Consider the following 19,962-nt stretch of genomic DNA (forward strand, 5'->3'; position numbering starts at 1 on the left):
ACGGGCATTGTCGAGATCAATGACCACTTTGGGCTCGCCGCCCTCTTCGGCCGATTTGGTGACCGATGCCGCAGTCTGGGACGCATCCTGCGCCCGGCGGGCATTGTCCATGACGGTGGCCGCGAGCTGTTCCATGGCCGCCGAGGTTTCCTCGATGGTGGCCGCCTGACGGGTGGTGCGTTCGGAAAGGTCGTTCGCCCCCGAAAGGATTTCCCCGGTCGCTGTCTTGAGTGTCCGTGACGTGCCGCGCAACTCCAGAACGATGTCGGAGAGCTTTTCGGCAACGGCGTTGGTATCGGATTTGAGCTGGGCGAAGGCGCCCTGATACTCGCCCATCACCCGCGTGGTGAGATCGGTATTGGCCAGAGCCCCGAGCACGCCCGCCGTCTCGCGCAATCCGCGATCGACTGTCGAGACCAGGTCGTTGACGCTTCCGGCCAGCCCATTGAGTTCGGCATCGGCAAAGCTCGCTTCGACACGCTGGGAAAAGTCGCCGGCGATTGCGGCATCGACAACATTGCCGAACGCCACCTGCAGGTCGCCCATCATCGCGCGCCGTGCCTGCTCGTCGGCGATGATCCGCGCCGCCTCGGCTTCGGTCATGGCCGCAACCTTCTGGCCGTTCTCTCGGAACACTTCCACGGCGCGGGCCATATCGCCCACTTCGTTCTTGCGGTCGGTATAGGGCACTTCGACGTCGAATTCGTTCTGCGCGATGCGTCCCATCACCCCCGAAAGGATGGGAATTGGACGCGCGATCAGACGCGACGCGAAAATCGAAACAACGCACATCACGGCAAGCGCGATACCGGCCACGATCATGAGCAGGTTCATGGTGTCGGTTACAACGGCAGTGATCGCGTCCTGGCTGACGCCCACATACAGCAGACCCAGAACGTCCGTCCCCGACAGATAGGTGATCGGCTGGTAGACCGAATAATAGTGCTCACCGTTCACGTCGGTCTCGGTAAAGAGCGCGCCGTTCTCGAGAATCTGGGTGTGAATTTCACCATTGGCGGGAATCGGGTCCTGAACGATCCGATTGCCATCGCCGTCGACCATCGAGGTCGTCACCTGTTCAAAGGAATCGGTTTCGGCATTCCAGGCAAAGATCGCAGCAGTTTCCCCACTTATGCGGCCGATCGAATCGGTAATGTCGTCGTTGTAAAAGCGCGGCATGACCCAGGTGCCGATGCTTGCAACGTCCCCCTCCTCGGTCCATTCAACCTGAATACCGCCCATGCCGCCCAGAACCGTTGCGGCCGTCCGGATATTGGACTGCTGGCTGGACCTTGCGACAGCATCGCTGTTGGCCGAAAGATTGACATAGACCGCGATAACGACGGCCCCGACCGAAAGCACCACTGCAGTGACCACCATCGCGGCGATCGTGGTGGTCATAGGGATACGACCCAGAATTCTGCTGGCTAAGCCCCGCATGTCCGTTTGCTCCTTGTGGACGACTAGCTTCCCCCTCCTGGGAAATCCACGCAAAGCTACGGACATATGATTAAATCATCGTTTCAATCTGCAAGAGCCCAAACACCTCTCAGCGCCCAATGCGCTATTCCCTGGCGGCAAGTCCGCCCTTAAAAGGGTTCGTGGACGTCCATCCAACTATATTTGAAGTCTATTGCTAAAACTTCATTGGGTCGAGCCGGCAACAGGAGCCCGGTTGCACAACAACACATCCTCAGGGCGCCCAGGCAACGCGCTTTGACTCTCAAGGCAAAGAAAAAGGCGCCAAAACGGCGCCTTGAGCAATCACGATTGCACGAAAACCGAACCTAATGGGCAGCACCGCTCAGCGTGGCATTTTCCAACAGGAGGTTTTTCCAGGTATCGAGCGCGTTCTGAGCCTCGCCCTTGTCTTCGCCATCCGATGTGGCGGTCAACTCCTGTTGCGCGGCGGAGATGCGCTCTTCGATTTCAGTGCGACCGAACTCACTGGCCGGCTTGGCTTCTTCCGCGAGAATAGTGACACCCGCATCGGAGATATCGGCAAACCCACCACCCACGAAAAAGTTCGAAACGGCTCCGCTGGTATCGGTCACCGTCACAAAGCCGGGCTTGAGCACGGCCATCAGCGGCGCATGATCACCCATGACCGTCAGATAGCCTTCGGAACCCGGCACGATCACCGAGCGCGCTTCGGCACTCAAAACGAGAACTTCAGGCGATACGATTTCGACTTTGACGCCTTCGGCCATGTCTTTGTCCGTTCTTCAAGCGTTCGGAAAATGTGCGGGCCGACAGGCGGCCCGCACGATCACATTCACAATCAGGCGGCTTCGGCGGCCAGCTTCTGGGCCTTCTTGACGGCATCGTCGATGGTGCCGACCATGTAGAAGGCCTGTTCGGGCAAATGATCGTACTCGCCGGCAACCAGACCCTTGAAGGCCTTGATGGTGTCTTCGAGTTCGACATAAATGCCCGGCGCGCCGGTAAACTGCTCGGCCACGTGGAAGGGCTGGCTCATGAAACGCTCGACCTTGCGGGCCCGCGCCACTGTGAGCTTGTCCTCTTCGGACAACTCGTCCATGCCCAGAATGGCGATGATGTCCTGGAGCGACTTGTAGCGCTGCAGGATTTCCTGAACGTCGCGCGCCGTACGGTAATGCTCTTCGCCAACGATATTGGGGTCGAGCATGCGCGAGTTGGAATCGAGCGGATCGACGGCCGGGTAGATGCCCTTTTCCGAAATGGCGCGGTTGAGCGACGTCGTCGCGTCAAGGTGGGCAAAGGTCGATGCCGGTGCGGGATCGGTAAAATCGTCAGCCGGGACGTAAACGGCCTGCACCGAGGTGATCGAGCCCTTGTTGGTCGTCGTGATGCGTTCCTGGAGCGCGCCCATATCGGTGCCCAGCGTCGGCTGATAGCCCACAGCGGAAGGAATACGGCCCAAAAGCGCCGACACTTCCGAACCGGCCTGGGTAAACCGGAAGATGTTGTCGACGAAGAACAGCACGTCCTGACCCTTGTCGCGGAAATCTTCGGCGATCGACAAGCCGGTCAGGGCCACACGGGCGCGCGCTCCCGGAGGCTCGTTCATCTGACCGAAGACCAGCGCGCATTTCGAACCCTCGGTAGAACCATTGTTCTCCTTGGGATCCTTGTTCACGCCCGATTCGATCATTTCGTAATAAAGATCGTTGCCTTCACGGGTCCGCTCGCCAACGCCGGCAAACACCGAATAGCCGCCGTGCGCCTTGGCCACGTTGTTGATCAGCTCCTGGATCAGAACGGTCTTGCCCACGCCGGCGCCACCGAACAGGCCGATCTTGCCGCCACGCGCATAGGGCGCAAGCAGATCGATGACCTTGATGCCGGTGACCAGAATTTCGGCCTGGGTGGCCTGATCGACGAAATCGGGAGCAGGCTGGTGAATGGCACGCTTTGAGGGCGTATTGACCGGGCCGGCCTCATCGATCGGCTCGCCGATAACGTTCATGATGCGGCCCAGCGTTTCGTCGCCGACCGGCACTTCGATGGCATCGCCCGTGTCGCGAACCTCGACGCCGCGGGCCAGACCTTCGGTCGTGTCCATGGCGATGGTGCGAACGGCGTTTTCACCGAGGTGCTGGGCAACTTCGAGCACGAGGCGGTTGCCGTTGTTGTCGGTTTCAAGCGCGTTCAGAATGGCCGGGAGGTGACCATCGAAGGTCACGTCCACAACGGCGCCCATAACCTGGGAGACGCGGCCGGTTTTGTTCTCTGCCATGGGTCTTGGTCCTTTCCAGAGCGCTCCGGGGAAAAGTGGGCTGCACTTGTTTCCCTGCGGAACGCGATAACTTTAACTCTACCCTAGAGCGCCTCGGCGCCCGAAATGATTTCGATCAGTTCCTTGGTGATCTGAGCCTGACGCTGACGGTTGTAGCTCAGCTGAAGCTTTGTGATCATCTCACCGGCATTGCGGGTCGCATTGTCCATAGCGGTCATCTGCGCGCCAAAGAACGAAGCGTTGTTCTCGAGCAAGGCCCTGAAAATCTGCACGCTCACATTGCGCGGCAGAAGATCTTCGAGCAAAGCCTCTTCATCGGGCTCATATTCGTAGATCGCCGAACCGGCCTTGAGCGCTTCACCTTCGGCCTTTTCGAACTCGGCCGGAATGATCTGCTGAGCGGTCGGCACCTGGGAGATGACCGACTGGAACCGCGAGTAGAAAAGCGTGGCGACATCGAATTCGCCAGCATCATACATCGCCAGGATCTTCGAGCCGATCTCCTGTGCCGTACCATACCCGAGCTGCTTGACGTCCCGCAGGGAAATCTGCTCGCCCATATGCTTGGCAAGAGCGCGCTTCAAAATATCTGCGCCCTTCTTGCCAACGGTTATGATCTTGACCGTCTTGCCTTCGGCGATCAGCTTTGTGGCGTGCTCGCGGGCCATCCGGGCGATCGAGGAATTAAAGCCACCGGCCAGGCCCCGCTCGCCGGTTGCAACCACCAGAAGATGGACGTCCTCCTTGCCCGTGCCCGAAAGCAGCAATGGCGCATCGGGACGGCCTTCATAGGCAGCGCCAAGACCGGCCAGAACCTTTTCCATACGCTCGGCGTAGGGACGTGCGGATTCTGCCGCATCCTGGGCGCGGCGGAGTTTGGCCGCCGCGACCATCTGCATGGCCTTGGTGATCTTCTGGGTCGATTTGACCGAGTTGATCCGGTTTTTTAGGTCTTTCAAAGAGGGCATTGCGCCGAAAGCTCCTTGCCAGCCGGGTCGCCGGAATTAGGCGGTGTAAGTCTTCTTGAAAGCATCGAGAGCCGAAACCAGGCGCTCTTTGATCCCGTCGGTCAAAGCCTTTTCCTTGGCGATATCGCCAAGAACATCGGCATGCTTGCTCCGCATGTGCGAAAGAAGCGCCTTCTCGAAGGCTCCAACGCCACGCACCGGCAGATCGTCGAGATAGCCATTGGCACCCGCAAAGATCACGGCCACCTGCTCTTCGGTCTTGAGCGGCGAAAACTGCGGCTGCTTCAAAAGTTCGGTGAGGCGTGCGCCACGGTTGAGCAAACGCTGGGTCGCGGCATCGAGATCCGAACCGAACTGGGCGAAGGCCGCCATTTCGCGATACTGGGAAAGCTCGCCCTTCAAGGAACCGGCAACCTGCTTCATCGCCTTGATCTGGGCCGACGACCCCACGCGGGACACCGACAGACCAACGTTCACGGCCGGGCGAATGCCCTGGAAGAACAGATTGGTTTCAAGGAAGATCTGACCATCGGTGATCGAGATCACATTGGTCGGAATATAAGCCGACACGTCGTTGGCCTGAGTTTCAATAATCGGCAGCGCGGTCAGTGAGCCGGCGCCGTGATTCTCGTTGAGCTTGGCAGCGCGCTCGAGAAGGCGGCTGTGAAGATAGAAAACGTCGCCCGGGTAGGCCTCGCGTCCGGGAGGACGGCGCAAAAGGAGCGACATCTGACGATAGGCGACGGCCTGCTTGGATAGATCGTCATAAGCGATCACCGCATGCATGCCGTTGTCGCGGAAAAATTCGCCGATCGCACAGCCGGTGAATGGCGCCAGGAACTGCATCGGCGCCGGATCGGAAGCGGTAGCGGCAACCACGATCGAATATTCGAGCGCGCCATTGTCTTCGAGCATCTTGACGAACTGGGCGACGGTCGAGCGCTTCTGGCCGACGGCGACATAGACGCAATAGAGCTTCTCGCTTTCAGAGGCTTCGGCCTGATGGGCGGGCTTCTGATTGAGGAAGGTGTCGAGAATGATCGCGGTCTTGCCGGTCTGACGGTCGCCGATCACCAGCTCGCGCTGGCCACGGCCGATCGGGATCAAGGCGTCGATGGCTTTAAGGCCGGTCGACATCGGCTCATGCACCGACTTGCGCGGCAGAATGCCGGGAGCCTTGACGTCAACGCGGCGACGTTCCGTGTATTCGATGGGGCCCTTGCCGTCGATCGGATTGCCCAGACCGTCGACAACGCGACCCAGAAGACCCTTGCCCACCGGGGTGTCGACGATCGAACCCGTGCGCTTGACGGTATCGCCTTCCTTGATGTCGCGGTCGGACCCGAAGATCACCACGCCGACATTATCGGCTTCCAGGTTCAGCGCCATGCCCTTGATGCCGCCGGGGAATTCGACGAGCTCGCCGGCCTGCACCTTGTCGAGGCCAAAGACGCGCGCAATACCGTCACCGACCGAAAGCACCTGACCGACTTCGGAAACCTGGGCTTCCTTGCCGAAATCCTTGATCTGGTCTTTGAGGATCGCGGAAATTTCCGCAGCTTTGATGTCCATTAGCTGACCCCTTTCATGGCGATCTTCATGGCCGAAAGTTTTGTCTTGAGGGAGGTATCGATCATCTGGCTCCCGACCTTGACCACAAGGCCGCCGATCAGGCTTTCATCGACACGTGTAATAAGGGAAACGTCCTTGCCGACCTTGTCCTTGAGAACACCGGCAAGTTCAGTTTCCTGTTCTTTTGTCAAAGGCGCGGCGGAAGTCACTTCCGCGCTCACTTCGTTGCGCGCTTCAGCGGCAAGCATCTTGAACTCGGCAATAATCGCGGCAAGCGCGAAAAGCCGGCCATTTTTGGCCACCAGCCTCAGCGTATTGGCGACCAGCTCGACCGGCTTGACCTTGTCGAGGATCGCGCTGAGCGCTGCGCTCTTGACGTCTGTGGTGATCGTCGGGCTCACCAGAAACCGCGAAAAATCATCGGAAGAATCGATTAGCCCGGCAACGGCATCGAGATCCTTTTCGACCGCCTCGATGACCTTGCCGTCCTGGGCGAGATCAAAAAGCGCTGCCGCATAGGGCCGAGCAATTTTGGACAGAACGGATCGTGGTGCGCTCAAGCCTTGTAACCCCGCTGCTTGCCCCGCCCTTTATCGTCGTCATCGCCAATAATCGGCGGCGGCGGCATAGTTTTCTATATGTATTCGGATCGACAGGGCGAGCGCCAACAAGGGCATGCCCATGAATTCCGGGGTGGCCTTACCATGCCAAAACCGGCCACGCAAGCGCATCACGGCCAAATTGGGGCGTCGCAAATGTCGCATCGTGACAAGTTCTTCATTCAATAAAAGCTCATGGGATCGATATCGACCTGAACGCGCAGATTTCCCTTGGCCGCAGGCCCGGTTTCCAGCCAGAACCGGACATAGCCCGACAGATCGAAGTCCTTGGGGCTCTGGACCAGAATACGCACCCTGTGCCGACCACGGACCATGGCGACCGGCGCGTCGGCCGGCCCGAACCGCCTGACCCCCTCTGCCAACGGCGCCGCGGCCATCAGATCTCTGGCCAAAGCCATCGTTTCGGTGTGCTCATTGCCCGAAACAATCAGGGCCGCCAGCCGGCCGAACGGTGGCAGGCCACCCTGCCGCCGAACCATGAGTTCGTGATTGTAAAACCCCTCCCGATCTCCGCTTACCATCGCCTTCATCACCGGATGGTCGGGATGGTAGGTCTGAAGGAACGCCTTGCCCGAACGCGATTCGCGCCCCGCGCGACCCGTGACCTGGGTCAGAATCTGAAAGGTCTTTTCCGCCGCCCGCGGATCGCCATGCGCCAGCCCCAGATCGGCGTCGATGACGCCGACAAGGCTGAGTTTTTCGAAATGATGCCCCTTGGCCACCAATTGCGTGCCGATGATGATGTCATATTCTCCGCGCGCGATCTCGGCGAACCGATCCCGAATCTGGCGCATCGACCCCATGTCCGAGGACAAAACGACCGGCCGCGCGCCGGGGAACCGTTCCGCCACCTCCTCTGCAAGCCTTTCGATCCCCGGCCCCACCGCGACAAGCGAATCGCTGGCCCCGCACGAGCCGCACACCTCGGGCGCCCGCTCTTCGTGCCCGCAATGGTGACACATCAGGACACCGCGAAACCGGTGCTCGACCAGCCAGGTCGAACAATCGGGGCACTGATATTGATGCCCGCATGACCGGCACAGGGTCAGCGGTGCATAGCCACGCCGGTTGAGAAACAACAGGGCCTGCTCGCCACGATCGAGCGCATCGAACACCGCCCGCGCCAGTCTCGGCGCGATCCACTGGCCCTTTTCCGGTCCCTCGGCCCGCATATCGAGCGCCGTGATGTCGGGCAGCGCCGCATCGGCAAACCGACTTTCGAGCCGCACATGCGCGTAACGGCCGGTCTCCCCATTGTTGCGTGATTCGACTGCTGGGGTTGCCGAAGACAAAATGACCCGCGCCCCGGCCATCGAAGCGCGCACCACCGCCATATCGCGGCCATGGTAATTGACCCGGTCGGCCTGCTTAAAGGCGCCGTCATGCTCTTCATCGAGCACCAGAAGCCCCAATTCGCGAAACGGCAAGAACAGCGCCGAGCGCGCACCGATCACCGCCCTGACCTCGCCCGTCAAAACGCCCCGCCACACCCGGGCCCGTTGAACAGGCGTCATTTCCGAATGCCATTCTGCGGCCCGCTGGCCGAAGCGCTTTTCGAACCGGTCGAGGAAGGTATGGGTCAGGGCGATTTCGGGCAGGATGATTGCCACCTGCTTTTCGGTGCGCAGCATATCGGCCACGCTCTCAAAAAACACCTCGGTCTTGCCCGACCCGGTAATCCCGTCGAGCAGAGCCACCGAAAATCCGCCTTTGTCATGGGCCCGAATCTGATCGAGCGCGGCCTGTTGCGCCTCCGACAGCTTTGCCGGTGCGAAATCGGGCTCGGGCGGCAGGACCGGCGGCGGAGCCGGAACTTCGACCTGCTGCAGGCAGCCCGACTTGACCAGCCCATCCACCACCGCCGTCGAAACGCCTGCGGCACCAATCAGCGCTGGCTTGGCCCAGGGGTAGCCGTCCTCCATCACCGAGAGCACCCGCGCCCGTGCATCCGTCATCCTCTCGGGTTCGGGCCCGCCGCGCTTGTAGGCAATCAGTGGGCGTGGCGGATCGAGCGCCTCGCGGCTGCGCAACGCGCCCCGCAGCACCATTCCGGGCTGGGCCAGCGTATAGCGCGCCACCCAGTCGATGGTTTTCAAAAGCTCTTCGGAGAGCGAAGGCACATCAAAGACGTGCTCGATATCCTTGAGCCGGTTATGGGCGAAATTGTCCTTGGGCTCTCCCCAAACCACCCCGAGCGTGGGGCGCGGCCCCAGAGGCACAACGACGATCGATCCACGCTCGACCACTTTTCCTTCGGGCACCCGATAGGAATAAGGACCGTCGACGGCGACCGCCACCATCACTGCCACGACCGGACCGAGCGTCATCGAGAGCCTTTGCACTGGGAGAACGAAACGAGATCAATCATTGGGCACCATAATTGTCAAATGCGATTCGACCAGCCCCAATTGGCGCTCTGGTAACCTATGGGCGCTAACATCGCCCCATGACCGACACCGGCTTTGCCATCTCCGATACCCTTCGCGCCCACATATCGAACTGGCGGCGCGAGCTTGCAACCATCCGGCGGTTGTCCCCCAGGACGCTGGAAGCCTATGGTCGCGACGTCGACCAGTTCATGGCATTTCTGTCCAGCCACCTTGGCGGAACCGTCGACATCGCCGACCTCAAGACGCTCCGACCAGCCGATCTGCGCGCCTTTCTCGCCGCCCGCCGCCGCAATGATCTGAGCTCGCGCAGCCTTGCCCGCTCGCTTTCGGGCATAAAATCGCTGTTTACCCATCTCGAACGCGAAGGCATCATGGCGCTCGAGGCACTTTCGGTAATCCGCACGCCAAAACTGCCCCGATCCCTGCCCAAGCCGCTCTCGGCATCCGAAGCGAAAGGCGCCGGCCCCGCAACCCACGAGCTCGAAGACCGACCCTGGGTGGCAGCGCGCGATGCCGCAGCAATCGCCCTGTGCTACGGCGCCGGCCTGCGCATTTCCGAGGCCCTGGCCCTGACCCGCGCCGATCTCGACGCCAAGACCCTGCGGATAACCGGCAAGGGCAACAAGGTGAGGCTGGTGCCGCTGATCTCGCCGGTCAGGACAGCCATCGAGGATTATCTCCGGCTCTGCCCGTTCACCGTTTCGCCCAGCGAGCCCATGTTTCGCGGTGTACGCGGCGGCCCGCTCAGCCCTCGCCTGATTCAGTTGCGTCTCGAGCAGTTGCGCGGCGCCATGGGCCTGCCGGCATCGGCAACACCGCACGCGCTGCGTCATTCCTTTGCCACCCACCTTCTGGCACGGGGCGGCGATCTGCGGGCTATCCAGGAGTTGCTGGGTCACGCCTCGCTCTCGACCACCCAGATCTATACCCATATCGACGGCGAGCGGCTGCTCGAGGCTTACCGCGCAGCCCATCCGCGCCGCTAGCGCCCGGCGCAATGGGGGTATAGGATCGCCGGACATTATTCTGGCCAGTACCTCCCCATGTCCGCTTTATCTTCATCCGATCGGGATCAATTCACCGGTCTCGCACTCGCTGCGCTCGGCGCGGCCCTGTTTGCCACAAAGGGCATTTTCGTAAAGCTCGCCTACGCGCAGGGCCTCGATGCCATAACCACCCTGACCTGGCGCATGCTTCTGGCGACGCCGTTCTTTGCCCTTATGGGGTTTCTGGCCTACCGCGATCGCCGCGCCGGGCGGGGGCGCCAGGCCAACAGGCCCGTGCCGGCGCGCTCGGTTGCCGGCGCTGCAGCCATCGGCATCCTTGGCTATTATGGGGCGAGTTTTCTCGACTTTCTCAGCCTCGACCTCATCACCGCCCAGCTCAACCGGCTGGTGCTTTTGACCTATCCGTTCATGGTCCTGATCCTGGGTGCGGTGCTGTTCCACCGCCCTCTCAGGGCATCTGTCGTGGGCGCGGCGCTTCTGGCCTATCTGGGCATCGGGGTGATCTTTGGCCATGACATGGTGATCGAAGGCGAGAGTGTCGTGGCAGGCACGCTGTTCGCGCTGGCCAGCGCTTTGGCCTATGCGCTCTACCAGCTGTTTGCAAAGCCGCTGATCGATGCACTGGGCCCAAGACTGTTCACCGCCATTGCGATGATCGCGGCGGCGAGTGCTGTGTTCATCCATTTTCTGGCCACCCATCCTATGGCTGGTCTGGCAATCCCGCCCGGGGCCTTTTCCATCCTGCTGGCGCTGGCGCTCGCCGCCACTGTCGCCCCGGTGTCCATCATTGCCGCAGCCATCGGCATGGTGGGCGCCGAGCGAACGGCGGTGTTCGGCAATATCTCGCCGATCCTGACCATTGTTCTCGCCATTTTCATTCTCGGTGAGCCCTTCACGCCGATCCATGGCGTGGGAACGGCACTGGTAATTTGCGGGATTTTGCTGTTCACTCGGCTCACAACCCAACCCAAAAGCGCGGTGCAAACCGGCCAGTAAGAGGGACGAGACTTTAATGAAAGCAACCAGGTTGATGATGAGCAGCGCCGTGCTCGCTCTCGGTCTTACGCTTGGCGCGCCGGCGTTGGCTCAGGATATCGATTTCGGGGACAATTCGAGCACCTGGGCCGACGACGGCCAGTGCGACGATCCACGCTTCGAAGGCCCTGGCGCGGCGCTGATCCGCAGCCCGGTCGATGAAATGCGCGACGCAGCGGACTGCGAGGCCGCGTTTGAAGCGGGCGAAGTCACCCTTGTTGCGGCCGACGAGCCCGTCGCCCCGGCCGCGCAGGACGCCGGCGAGATCGACTTTGGCGATGATTCGGGCGCCTGGGCAAACGACCAGGAATGCGACGACCCTCGTTTCGGTGGCACCCTCGACAGCCATCTGATGGCCGACGCCACCGACTGCCGCACAGCCTATGAGGCCGGAGTGGTAACCTTCGAAGCCTCCAATGAAGTCAGCGGCGCGGTACAGCCGGACGGCGACATCGATTTCGGTGACGATTCTGGCGCCTGGGCCAATGACGGCGAATGCGACGATCCGCGCTTCGGCGGTTCGCTCGCCAGCCACGAGATGGCCGATGCCACCGACTGCCGCACAGCCTATGAGGCCGGAGTGGTAACCTATGATGCGCCCGACGATACAAGCAGTGATGCCGTCGCGGGCGACATCGATTTCGGTAACGATACAGGCACTTTTGCCAATGATGGCGAGTGTGACGATCCCCGCTTTGGCGGCTCGCTGACGAGCCACGAAATGGCCGATGCCACCGACTGCCGTGAGGCTCTGGAAGCTGGCGAGGTGACCTATATGGGCGAGGGCTCGGGCACCACGATGATCGACGGCATCGATTTCGGCGATGATTCGGGCACCTATTCCAACGATGCCGAATGTGACGATCCGCGCTTTACCGGCTCGGGAGTTGGTGTTGCGCTCGACGATCATCTGATGGCCGATGCCACCGATTGTTCCACCGCCTATTCCCAGGGCACCGTAACGCTTGCCGAAGAGGGTTCGGACAGCGGTTCGAACGGTGATTTCCGGATCAATTTCGGCGATGATTCAAGCGCTTCGGCCTATGATGGCGTGTGCGACGACCCCCGTTTTCAGGGGCGTGGCGGCGCGCTCGAACTGCTCGAATCCAACATGCTCGCCGACGCCAGCGATTGCCGGGCCGCCTATGATTCCGGCACCGTGACATACGAGCCGCAAACCTGAACACCGCAAACAAAAAGGGCCGCATTCCTCTCGGATGCGGCCCTTTTTTATGCCTACAAGGTCCGGGCTGTCAGATGTGGATCGACCCGTCGCCCAGCCCCAGCGCGGCTTCACGCACCGCTTCGCTCATTGTGGGATGGGCGTGGCAGGTGCGGGCCAGATCCTCGGCCGAGCCGCCAAATTCCATCAGCACTGCGGCTTCGTGGATCATTTCGCCGGCGCCCTTGCCAACGATGTGGCAGCCCAGAACCCGGTCGGTTTCCTTGTCGGCGAGGATCTTGACGAACCCCTGCGGCGCGAGCATCGCCTTGGCTCGACCATTGGCGGTAAAGGGAAATTTAGCCGCCTTATAGGCAATACCCTCGGCCTTTAAGTCTTCTTCGGTCTTGCCGACCGAGGCGACTTCGGGGTTGGTGTAAACGACGCCGGGGATGACGGAATAGTTCACATGTCCGGCCTGGCCGGCGATGATTTCGGCAATCGCGATGCCTTCGTCCTCGGCCTTGTGGGCCAGCATCGGACCGGTGATCACGTCCCCGATCGCGTAGATGCCATCGAGATTTGTCTTGTAATGTCCGTTAGTTACCACCCGGCCGCGCTTGTCGCGCTCGATGCCGAGATCGTCGAGCCCGAGCCCGTCCGTGAAGGGGATGCGGCCGATCGAGACCAGCGCGATGTCGGTTTCGAGCGTCGAAGCCTCGCCGCCGGCGGCGGGTTCGAGGGACGCGACGAGACCGGATTCGGTCTTTTCGATGCCAGTGACCTTGGTGCCGAGTTTGAAGTCAAACCCTTGTTTTGACAGCATTCTCTGGAACTGTTTGGCGACGTCGAGGTCCATGCCGGGCAGGATACGATCAAGGAATTCAACGACCGTAACCTTGGCGCCGAGGCGGGCCCAGACCGAGCCGAGCTCGAGGCCGATAACGCCGGCACCGATAACCAGCAGGTTATCTGGCACCTTGTCGAGTTTGAGGGCCCCGGTCGAAGTGACGATTTTCTCTTCGTCAATCTCGATGCCCGGCAGATTGGCCGACACCGAACCGGTGGCGATGACGATGTTTTTGGTTTCGATCCCGGTTTCCGAACCGTCCTCTGCGGTGACGGTCACCTTGCCCTGGGCGGCGATCTTGCCGGTGCCTTTAAAGGCGGTTATCTTGTTCTTTTTGAACAGATATTCGATGCCACCAGTGTTTGAGGCGACCGTATCGTCCTTGTGCGCCATCATGGCGGGCAGGTTGAGCTTGGGCGCGCCGACCTCGATGCCGAGCTGGGGGAAGGTGTGACCGGCTTCCTCAAACATTTCCGACGCGTGCAGCAGGGCCTTGGACGGTATGCAGCCGATATTGAGGCAGGTGCCGCCGAAGCTTGGCCATTTCTCGACAACAGCAACCTTCATGCCCAGTTGCGCGGCGCGAATGGCGCAGACATAGCCGCCCGGTCCGGTGCCGATGACGGTGAGATCGAAACTTTCGGCCATGAATTTTATCCTTAAATCAACGGTTTGCCAGCTTGGGCGCGTCAGATGACGAGCCCGATCAGCATCACCAGCAACCCAAGGCACGCGACCGTATAGGCCAGCGACCGGACATAGGCGATGCCCTGAATATAGAGCGGGATATAGGCGATGCGGGCCACGATATAGAGGGCGGCGCCGCCCTGGGTCAGCCAGTCCGAACCACCCGAAACCACCGCCACCAGCGCCAGGGCGATGAAGGCGGGATACGTTTCGAGGTAGTTGTCCAGCATGCGCTTTGCGCGGGCCGCCTTGCCGGTCAGCGGGCGGTCCTCGTCACGCGGGCTGGCATTGTATTCGGACCCCAATTGCGCGGTCAGAAGCAGCGCCTGGATGGTGATCTGCGCGAAAAGCAGCACCACCGAACCAACCACCATCCATAACTCGAAGGTCATGATTTGAACGCTCCCATGGGGCAATGTTGGCTCGAAAATCTATGGACTTGAGTGTTCGGGAGCCCAATATTGCCAATCATTGCCGTTTCGGTGTTGCCGCCCTCGAAAAGGGCTAGAGGTCGAGGACCAGCCGCTGCGGATCTTCGAGGCTTTCCTTGACGCGGACCAGGAAGGTGACCGCTTCCTTGCCGTCCACGATCCGGTGATCGTAAGAGAGCGCCAGATACATCATCGGGCGGACAACGACCTGACCGCCGACCACGACGGGGCGCTCCTGGATCTTGTGCATGCCCAGAATGCCCGACTGGGGTGCATTGAGGATGGGGGTGCTCATCAGCGAGCCGTAAACGCCGCCATTGGAGATGGTGAAGGTGCCGCCCTGCATGTCGGCCATGGAAAGCTGACCGTCGCGCGCCGCGCGTCCGAGCCGGGAGATTTCCTTTTCGACCTCGGCGATGCTCATCTGGTCGGCATCGCGCACCACCGGAACCACGAGGCCCTTTTCGGTGCCAACCGCAACGCCGATATGGGCGAAGTTCTTGTAGATGATGTCAGTGCCGTCGATCTCGGCATTGACCGCCGGAATTTCCTTGAGAGCGTGGACAACGGCCCGTGTGAAAAAGCCCATGAAGCCCAGCTTGACGCCGTGCTTTTTCTCGAACAGCTCCTTGTAGGAATTGCGCAGATCCATGACCGGCTTCATGTCCACCTCGTTGAAGGTGGTGAGCATGGCCGCCGAATTCTGGGCATCCTTCAAGCGCTTGGCGATGGTCTGGCGCAGCCGGGTCATCTTGACCCGCTCCTCGCCACCCTGATCCTCGGCCCGTGCGGCACGCGGAGCGGCCGGGGCCGGCGCTTCGGCCTTGGACGACCCTGTGGTGTCGAGCGCCTTGAGCACGTCTTCTTTCAGAACCTGACCACGCTTGCCCGAGCCGGCAACCGAGGACGGCTCGATATCGCGCTCTTCCATCATCTTGGCAGCGGACGGAGCGGGCGGCATTTCGGTCCCGGCGGCGGGAGCCTCTGCGGGCTTTGCGGCTTCGCCTTTGGGCGCTTCGGCTTTGGACTCTTCGGTCTTGGCCTCTTGCTTGGGTTCTTCGGCCGATTTGGCCGGGACGGCTCCGGCGGCAATCGCCGCGATCAGCGCGCCGACCTCGACGGTATCGCCCTCATTGACCGAAATCGCTTCGAGCGTGCCCGAGACCGGGGCGGGAACCTCGATGGTCACCTTGTCGGTTTCAAGCTCGACGATGGGCTCGTCGGCCGAAACGGCATCGCCGACCTTTTTGAACCATTGGCCGATGGTGGCTTCGGTGACGCTTTCGCCCAGGGTCGGGACGCGGACTTCAGTGGACATCTCTTAATATCCTTGTTCGATTTGGGGCCCCGGCCACAGGGGCCGGGTCTGGTCGATCTTGGGGTTTACTCGAAGGCTTCGTCGAGGAAGGCCTGCAGCTGGGCGACATGGGTGCGCATCAGGCCCGTGGCGGTCGAGGCCGAGGCCGGACGGCCCACATAGCGCGGACGCCCGCCCGGACGGCCCATCTGCTCGAGCACCCATTCGATATAGGGCTGAACGAACGACCAGGCGCCCATGTTCTTGGGCTCTTCCTGACACCAGACGACTTCGGCGTTGGTAAACCGGCTCAACTCGTCGATCAGCGCCTTGGCCGGGAACGGGTAGAGCTGTTCGAGACGCATCAGATAGACGTCGTTGATGCCGCGCTTTTCGCGATCTTCGAGCAGATCGTAATAGACCTTGCCCGTGCAGATCACCACGCGCCGGATCTTGTCGTCGCCCACCAGATTGATTTCGGTCTTGGGCAGGCCGGGGGCTTCGGCATCGTCCCAGAGCAGGCGATGGAAGAACGTATCGGAGCCCATTTCCGCCAGACCCGATACCGCCCGCTTGTGGCGCAGCAGCGATTTGGGGGTCATGATGATCAGCGGCTTGCGGAAGTCGCGCTTGAGCTGACGGCGCAGCGCATGGAAATAATTGGCCGGCGTGGTGCAGTTGAGCACCTGCATGTTGTCTTCGGCACAAAGCTGCAAAAAGCGTTCGGGACGGGCCGAGGAATGCTCGGGACCCTGGCCTTCATAGCCATGCGGCAACAGCATCACCAGACCACTCATGCGCAGCCATTTGCGTTCGCCCGCCGCGATGAACTGATCGATGATCACCTGCGCGCCATTGACGAAATCGCCGAACTGGGCCTCCCAGACCGTGAGCGCATTGGGCTCGGCCAGCGAATAGCCGTATTCGAACCCGAGCACGGCCTCTTCGGACAGCATCGAATTGATGACCTCGTAGCGGGCCTGCCCGTCAACGAGGTTGTTGAGCGGGGTGAAGGTGGATTCGTTTTCCTGGTCGTAGAGCACCGAATGGCGCTGGGAGAACGTGCCGCGCTCCACATCCTGGCCCGAAAGGCGGACCGGATGGCCATCTTCGAGCAGCGAGGCAAAACCCAGCGCTTCGGCGGTGGCCCAGTCGATCCCCTCGCCTTCGGTGATCATCTTCTTGCGGTTGTCGAGGAAGCGCTGGACGGTGCGGTGAGCGTGGAAATCGCCCGGCACGCTGGTCAGTCTTTCGCCGAGCGTCTTGAGCCGGTCCATATCGATACCGGTGACACCACGGCGCGGGCCATCGACTTCGGCGAGCTTGATGTTTTTCCAGGCACCGTCGAGCCAGTCGGCCTTGTTGGGGCGATAATCCTGCCCCGCCTCGAACTCGGCCTCAAGCCTGGCGCGCCAGTCGGCCTTGAGCTTGTCGAAGTCTTCGGCGGAGAGGACGCCCTCATCGACCAGCTTGCTGCCATAAATGTCCAGCGTCGTCTTGTGACTGCGGATGGCCTTGTACATGAGCGGCTGGGTAAAGCTGGGCTCATCGCCTTCATTGTGTCCGAACCGGCGGTAGCAGAACATGTCGATAACGACAGGACGGCCGAACTTCTGGCGGAACTCGGTGGCGATCTTTGCGGCGTAAACCACGGCCTCGGGATCGTCGCCATTACAATGAAAGACCGGCGCCTCGATCATCTTGGCCACATCGGTCGGGTACGGCGAAGACCGCGAGAAATGCGGACTGGTGGTGAACCCGATCTGGTTGTTGATCACGAAGTGGATCGACCCGCCGGTGCGGTGGCCCTTCAAACCCGAAAGCCCGAAACACTCGGCCACGACGCCCTGCCCGGCAAAGGCCGCATCGCCATGCAGCAGCAGCGGCAGCACCGAAGTGCGGTCGGTGTCGCGCGTATCGGAAACGAACCGGCCGTCCTTTGCCGAAAGCTGGTCCTGCTTGGCGCGCGATTTGCCCAGAACCACCGGATTGACGATTTCCAGATGGCTGGGGTTGGCGGTAAGCGAAAGATGCACCGAATTGCCGTCGAACTCACGGTCCGACGATGCGCCAAGGTGATATTTGACGTCGCCCGACCCTTCCACGTCGTCGGGGTAGAACGCGCCACCCTTGAACTCGTGAAACAGGGCGCGATGGGGCTTGGCCATCAACTGGGTCAAGACATTGAGCCGGCCGCGATGCGCCATGCCCAGAACGATATCCTTGACCCCAAGCGCGCCGCCGCGCTTGACGATCTGTTCGAGCGCCGGGATCAGCGCTTCGCCGCCATCGAGACCAAACCGCTTGGTGCCGGTATATTTGACGTCGAGGAATTTCTCGAACCCCTCGGCCTCGGCCAGTTTGTTCAGGATCGCCCGCTTGCCCTGGGGGGTGAAGGTGATTTCCTTGTCCGGGCCTTCGATGCGCTCCTGGATCCAGGCCTTGGCCTCGGGATCGGAGATGTGCATGAACTCGATGCCCAGCGTGCCGCAATAGGTGCGTTTGAGGATTTCGAGCATCTGGGGCACGGTGGCAAATTCGAGCCCGAGATAATTGTCGATGAAGATTTCGCGGGTGTAATCGGCCTCGGAAAACCCGTAAGCCGCCGGATCGAGCTCGGGGGCGTCCTCGCTTTTTTCGAGCCCGAGCGGATCGAGATTGGCGTGCAGATGGCCGCGCATGCGGTAGGCGCGGATCATCATGATGGCGTGGATCGAATCCCGTGTCGCCTGCATGACGGCTTCTGTGGAAACCACCTCGCCGCCGGCTTTGGCCTTTTCGGTGACCGCCTTCTGGGCCTTGACCGCCACTTCGCCCCAATTGCCATCGAGCGCCGAGATCATCTCGCCATTGGTGGCGCGCGGCCAGTCGGCGCGCTGCCAGCTCGGGCCATCGGCGTTTTTGGTGACGCAATCGGCACTGTCGGCAAGATTGTCGAAGAACTCCGCCCAACTGGGATCGACGCTTTTCGCGTCGGTCTTGTAGCGGGCGTACAGCGCGTCGATGTAATCGGCATTGCCGCCATAAAGGAAGGAAGTGAGGAGGAACGCTTCGTTCTGGTCCTGTCGTGCCATTTCGCTCTCGATTGGGGGTCCCGATCCCCCTCAGTAAAGATGTGTTCAACCCGCCCGGTATGGGCCGCCAAATTCGGTTGAACTATGGCGTTTCCGCCTGTCGATTTGGTTAACCGGGGCTTAGCTTGCTTTATCGCGTTCCCGAACCGAGTAAGTGGGGCCACTTACTCTGGAAACGCTCTAAGTCCCGGTCACCGATAACATTGTCGTGTCTCAGCCCTTAAGGACTTCGACCAGGGTGGTGCCAAGCCGCGCCGGCGAGGGCGAAACCGTAATGCCCGCCGCTTCCATAGCGGCGATTTTCGATTCCGCATCGCCCTTGCCGCCCGAGACCACGGCGCCTGCGTGGCCCATGGTCTTGCCCTTGGGTGCCGTGCGGCCCGCGATGAACCCGGCCATGGGTTTCGAGCGCCCTTTTTTGGCTTCGTCGATCAGGAACTGGGCGGCGTCCTCTTCGGCCGAGCCGCCGATTTCGCCGATCATGATGATGGATTCGGTCGCGTCGTCGGCCAAAAACATCTCGAGCACGTCGATGAATTCGGTGCCCTTGACCGGATCGCCGCCGATGCCGACCGCCGTTGTCTGGCCAAGGCCTTCATTTGTGGTCTGGAACACAGCTTCATATGTAAGCGTGCCCGAGCGCGACACAATGCCCACCGAACCCTTGCGGAAGATCGAACCGGGCATGATGCCGATCTTGCATTCTTCCGGGGTGAGGATGCCGGGGCAGTTGGGGCCTAGAAGGCGCGAATTGGACTTTTCGAGCCGGGCCTTCACCCGCACCATGTCGGAAACCGGAATGCCTTCGGTGATGCAGGTGATGAAACCAATTTCGGCTTCGATCGCCTCGATGATGGCATCGGCCGCGCCCGCGGGGGGCACATAGATGACCGAAGCGTCCGCCCCGGTCTTTTCCTTGCCCTCGGCGACGGTGGCGAAAATGGGAAGCTGTTCCCCGCCCGCGCCCGACCAGGTCTCTCCGCCCTTTTTGGGGTGGATGCCGCCGACCATCTGAGTGCCGTAATAGGCCAGCGCCTGTTCGGTGTGGAACGTGCCGGTCTTGCCGGTCAGGCCCTGCACGAGGATCTTGGTGTCTTTATTGACGAGAATGGACATGTCTTTGGCTAAATCCTGTCTTTTCGGGCTTA

The 19,962-nt window shown here is 61.2% G+C and carries 15 protein-coding genes; 3 read left to right on the top strand and 12 right to left on the bottom strand.

Going from position 1 to position 19,962, the window contains the following annotated elements; translation table 11 throughout:
• The 7 genes from AACZ55_RS03755 to AACZ55_RS03785 form a co-directional block, all read right to left on the bottom strand.
• The coding region (locus tag AACZ55_RS03755) for a Cache 3/Cache 2 fusion domain-containing protein (RefSeq protein ID WP_339643231.1) at positions 1–1,401 on the bottom strand (1,401 nt) is incomplete at its 3' end.
• A 386-nt stretch (positions 1,402–1,787) separates the two neighbouring features.
• Positions 1,788–2,210 carry a F0F1 ATP synthase subunit epsilon gene (locus tag AACZ55_RS03760; RefSeq protein WP_339643234.1) on the bottom strand — a complete coding sequence of 141 codons (423 nt, stop codon included), beginning with the start codon at positions 2,208–2,210 and terminating at the stop codon, positions 1,788–1,790.
• A gap of 71 nt (positions 2,211–2,281) precedes the next feature.
• Complete coding sequence (atpD, locus tag AACZ55_RS03765; protein ID WP_339643236.1) at positions 2,282–3,721, bottom strand: F0F1 ATP synthase subunit beta; 1,440 nt, start codon at positions 3,719–3,721, stop codon at positions 2,282–2,284.
• Between the two features lie 83 nt (positions 3,722–3,804).
• Complete coding sequence (locus AACZ55_RS03770; protein ID WP_339643238.1) at positions 3,805–4,689, bottom strand: F0F1 ATP synthase subunit gamma; 885 nt, start codon at positions 4,687–4,689, stop codon at positions 3,805–3,807.
• 36 nt (positions 4,690–4,725) lie between these two features.
• The gene (atpA, locus tag AACZ55_RS03775) at positions 4,726–6,261 is read right to left on the bottom strand and encodes a F0F1 ATP synthase subunit alpha (RefSeq protein ID WP_339643240.1); all 1,536 of its coding nucleotides are present in this window, start codon (positions 6,259–6,261) and stop codon (positions 4,726–4,728) included.
• The gene (locus tag AACZ55_RS03780; RefSeq protein WP_338608539.1) at positions 6,261–6,821 is read right to left on the bottom strand and encodes a F0F1 ATP synthase subunit delta; all 561 of its coding nucleotides are present in this window, start codon (positions 6,819–6,821) and stop codon (positions 6,261–6,263) included. The genes atpA and AACZ55_RS03780 overlap by 1 nt, the downstream gene beginning before the upstream one ends.
• A 221-nt stretch (positions 6,822–7,042) precedes the next feature.
• Positions 7,043–9,208 carry a primosomal protein N' gene (locus AACZ55_RS03785; RefSeq protein WP_339643244.1) on the bottom strand — a complete coding sequence of 722 codons (2,166 nt, stop codon included), beginning with the start codon at positions 9,206–9,208 and terminating at the stop codon, positions 7,043–7,045.
• Positions 9,209–9,327: 119 nt separating this feature from the next.
• Here AACZ55_RS03785 and AACZ55_RS03790 point away from each other — a divergent pair, with 119 nt between their 5' ends.
• Genes AACZ55_RS03790 through AACZ55_RS03800 form a run of 3 tightly spaced genes read left to right on the top strand, consistent with a single transcriptional unit; the run spans position 9,328 to position 12,496 of the window.
• The gene (locus tag AACZ55_RS03790; RefSeq protein ID WP_339643248.1) at positions 9,328–10,257 is read left to right on the top strand and encodes a tyrosine recombinase XerC; all 930 of its coding nucleotides are present in this window, start codon (positions 9,328–9,330) and stop codon (positions 10,255–10,257) included.
• A gap of 57 nt (positions 10,258–10,314) precedes the next feature.
• Positions 10,315–11,274, top strand: a complete 960-nt coding sequence (locus AACZ55_RS03795; protein WP_339643251.1) for a DMT family transporter — start codon at positions 10,315–10,317, stop codon at positions 11,272–11,274.
• Positions 11,275–11,290: 16 nt separating this feature from the next.
• Positions 11,291–12,496 (top strand): hypothetical protein, encoded by a 1,206-nt coding sequence (locus AACZ55_RS03800; protein ID WP_339643254.1) that lies wholly within the window; start codon positions 11,291–11,293, stop codon positions 12,494–12,496.
• Positions 12,497–12,566: 70 nt separating this feature from the next.
• On the opposite strand, the gene lpdA is transcribed toward AACZ55_RS03800, so the two are convergent.
• The 5 genes from lpdA to sucD all read right to left on the bottom strand — a co-directional run bounded on the left by lpdA (position 12,567) and on the right by sucD (position 19,930).
• Positions 12,567–13,973 carry a dihydrolipoyl dehydrogenase gene (gene lpdA / locus AACZ55_RS03805; protein WP_339643257.1) on the bottom strand — a complete coding sequence of 469 codons (1,407 nt, stop codon included), beginning with the start codon at positions 13,971–13,973 and terminating at the stop codon, positions 12,567–12,569.
• Between the two features lie 41 nt (positions 13,974–14,014).
• Positions 14,015–14,404 (bottom strand): MAPEG family protein, encoded by a 390-nt coding sequence (locus AACZ55_RS03810; protein ID WP_339643260.1) that lies wholly within the window; start codon positions 14,402–14,404, stop codon positions 14,015–14,017.
• A 112-nt stretch (positions 14,405–14,516) separates the two neighbouring features.
• Positions 14,517–15,761, bottom strand: coding sequence for a 2-oxoglutarate dehydrogenase complex dihydrolipoyllysine-residue succinyltransferase (odhB, locus tag AACZ55_RS03815; RefSeq protein ID WP_339643263.1), 1,245 nt, complete (start codon positions 15,759–15,761; stop codon positions 14,517–14,519).
• A gap of 65 nt (positions 15,762–15,826) precedes the next feature.
• Positions 15,827–18,814: a 2-oxoglutarate dehydrogenase E1 component gene (locus AACZ55_RS03820; protein WP_338608531.1), complete on the bottom strand. Its 2,988-nt coding sequence runs from the start codon at positions 18,812–18,814 to the stop codon at positions 15,827–15,829.
• 213 nt (positions 18,815–19,027) lie between these two features.
• On the bottom strand, positions 19,028–19,930 hold the full coding sequence (gene sucD / locus AACZ55_RS03825) for a succinate--CoA ligase subunit alpha (protein ID WP_338608530.1): 903 nt from the start codon (positions 19,928–19,930) through the stop codon (positions 19,028–19,030).
• Positions 19,931–19,962: the final 32 nt, after the last annotated feature.

Source organism: uncultured Pelagibacterium sp. (assembly GCF_963972885.1).
GTDB classification, from domain to species: Bacteria; Pseudomonadota; Alphaproteobacteria; order Rhizobiales; family Devosiaceae; genus Pelagibacterium; species Pelagibacterium nitratireducens.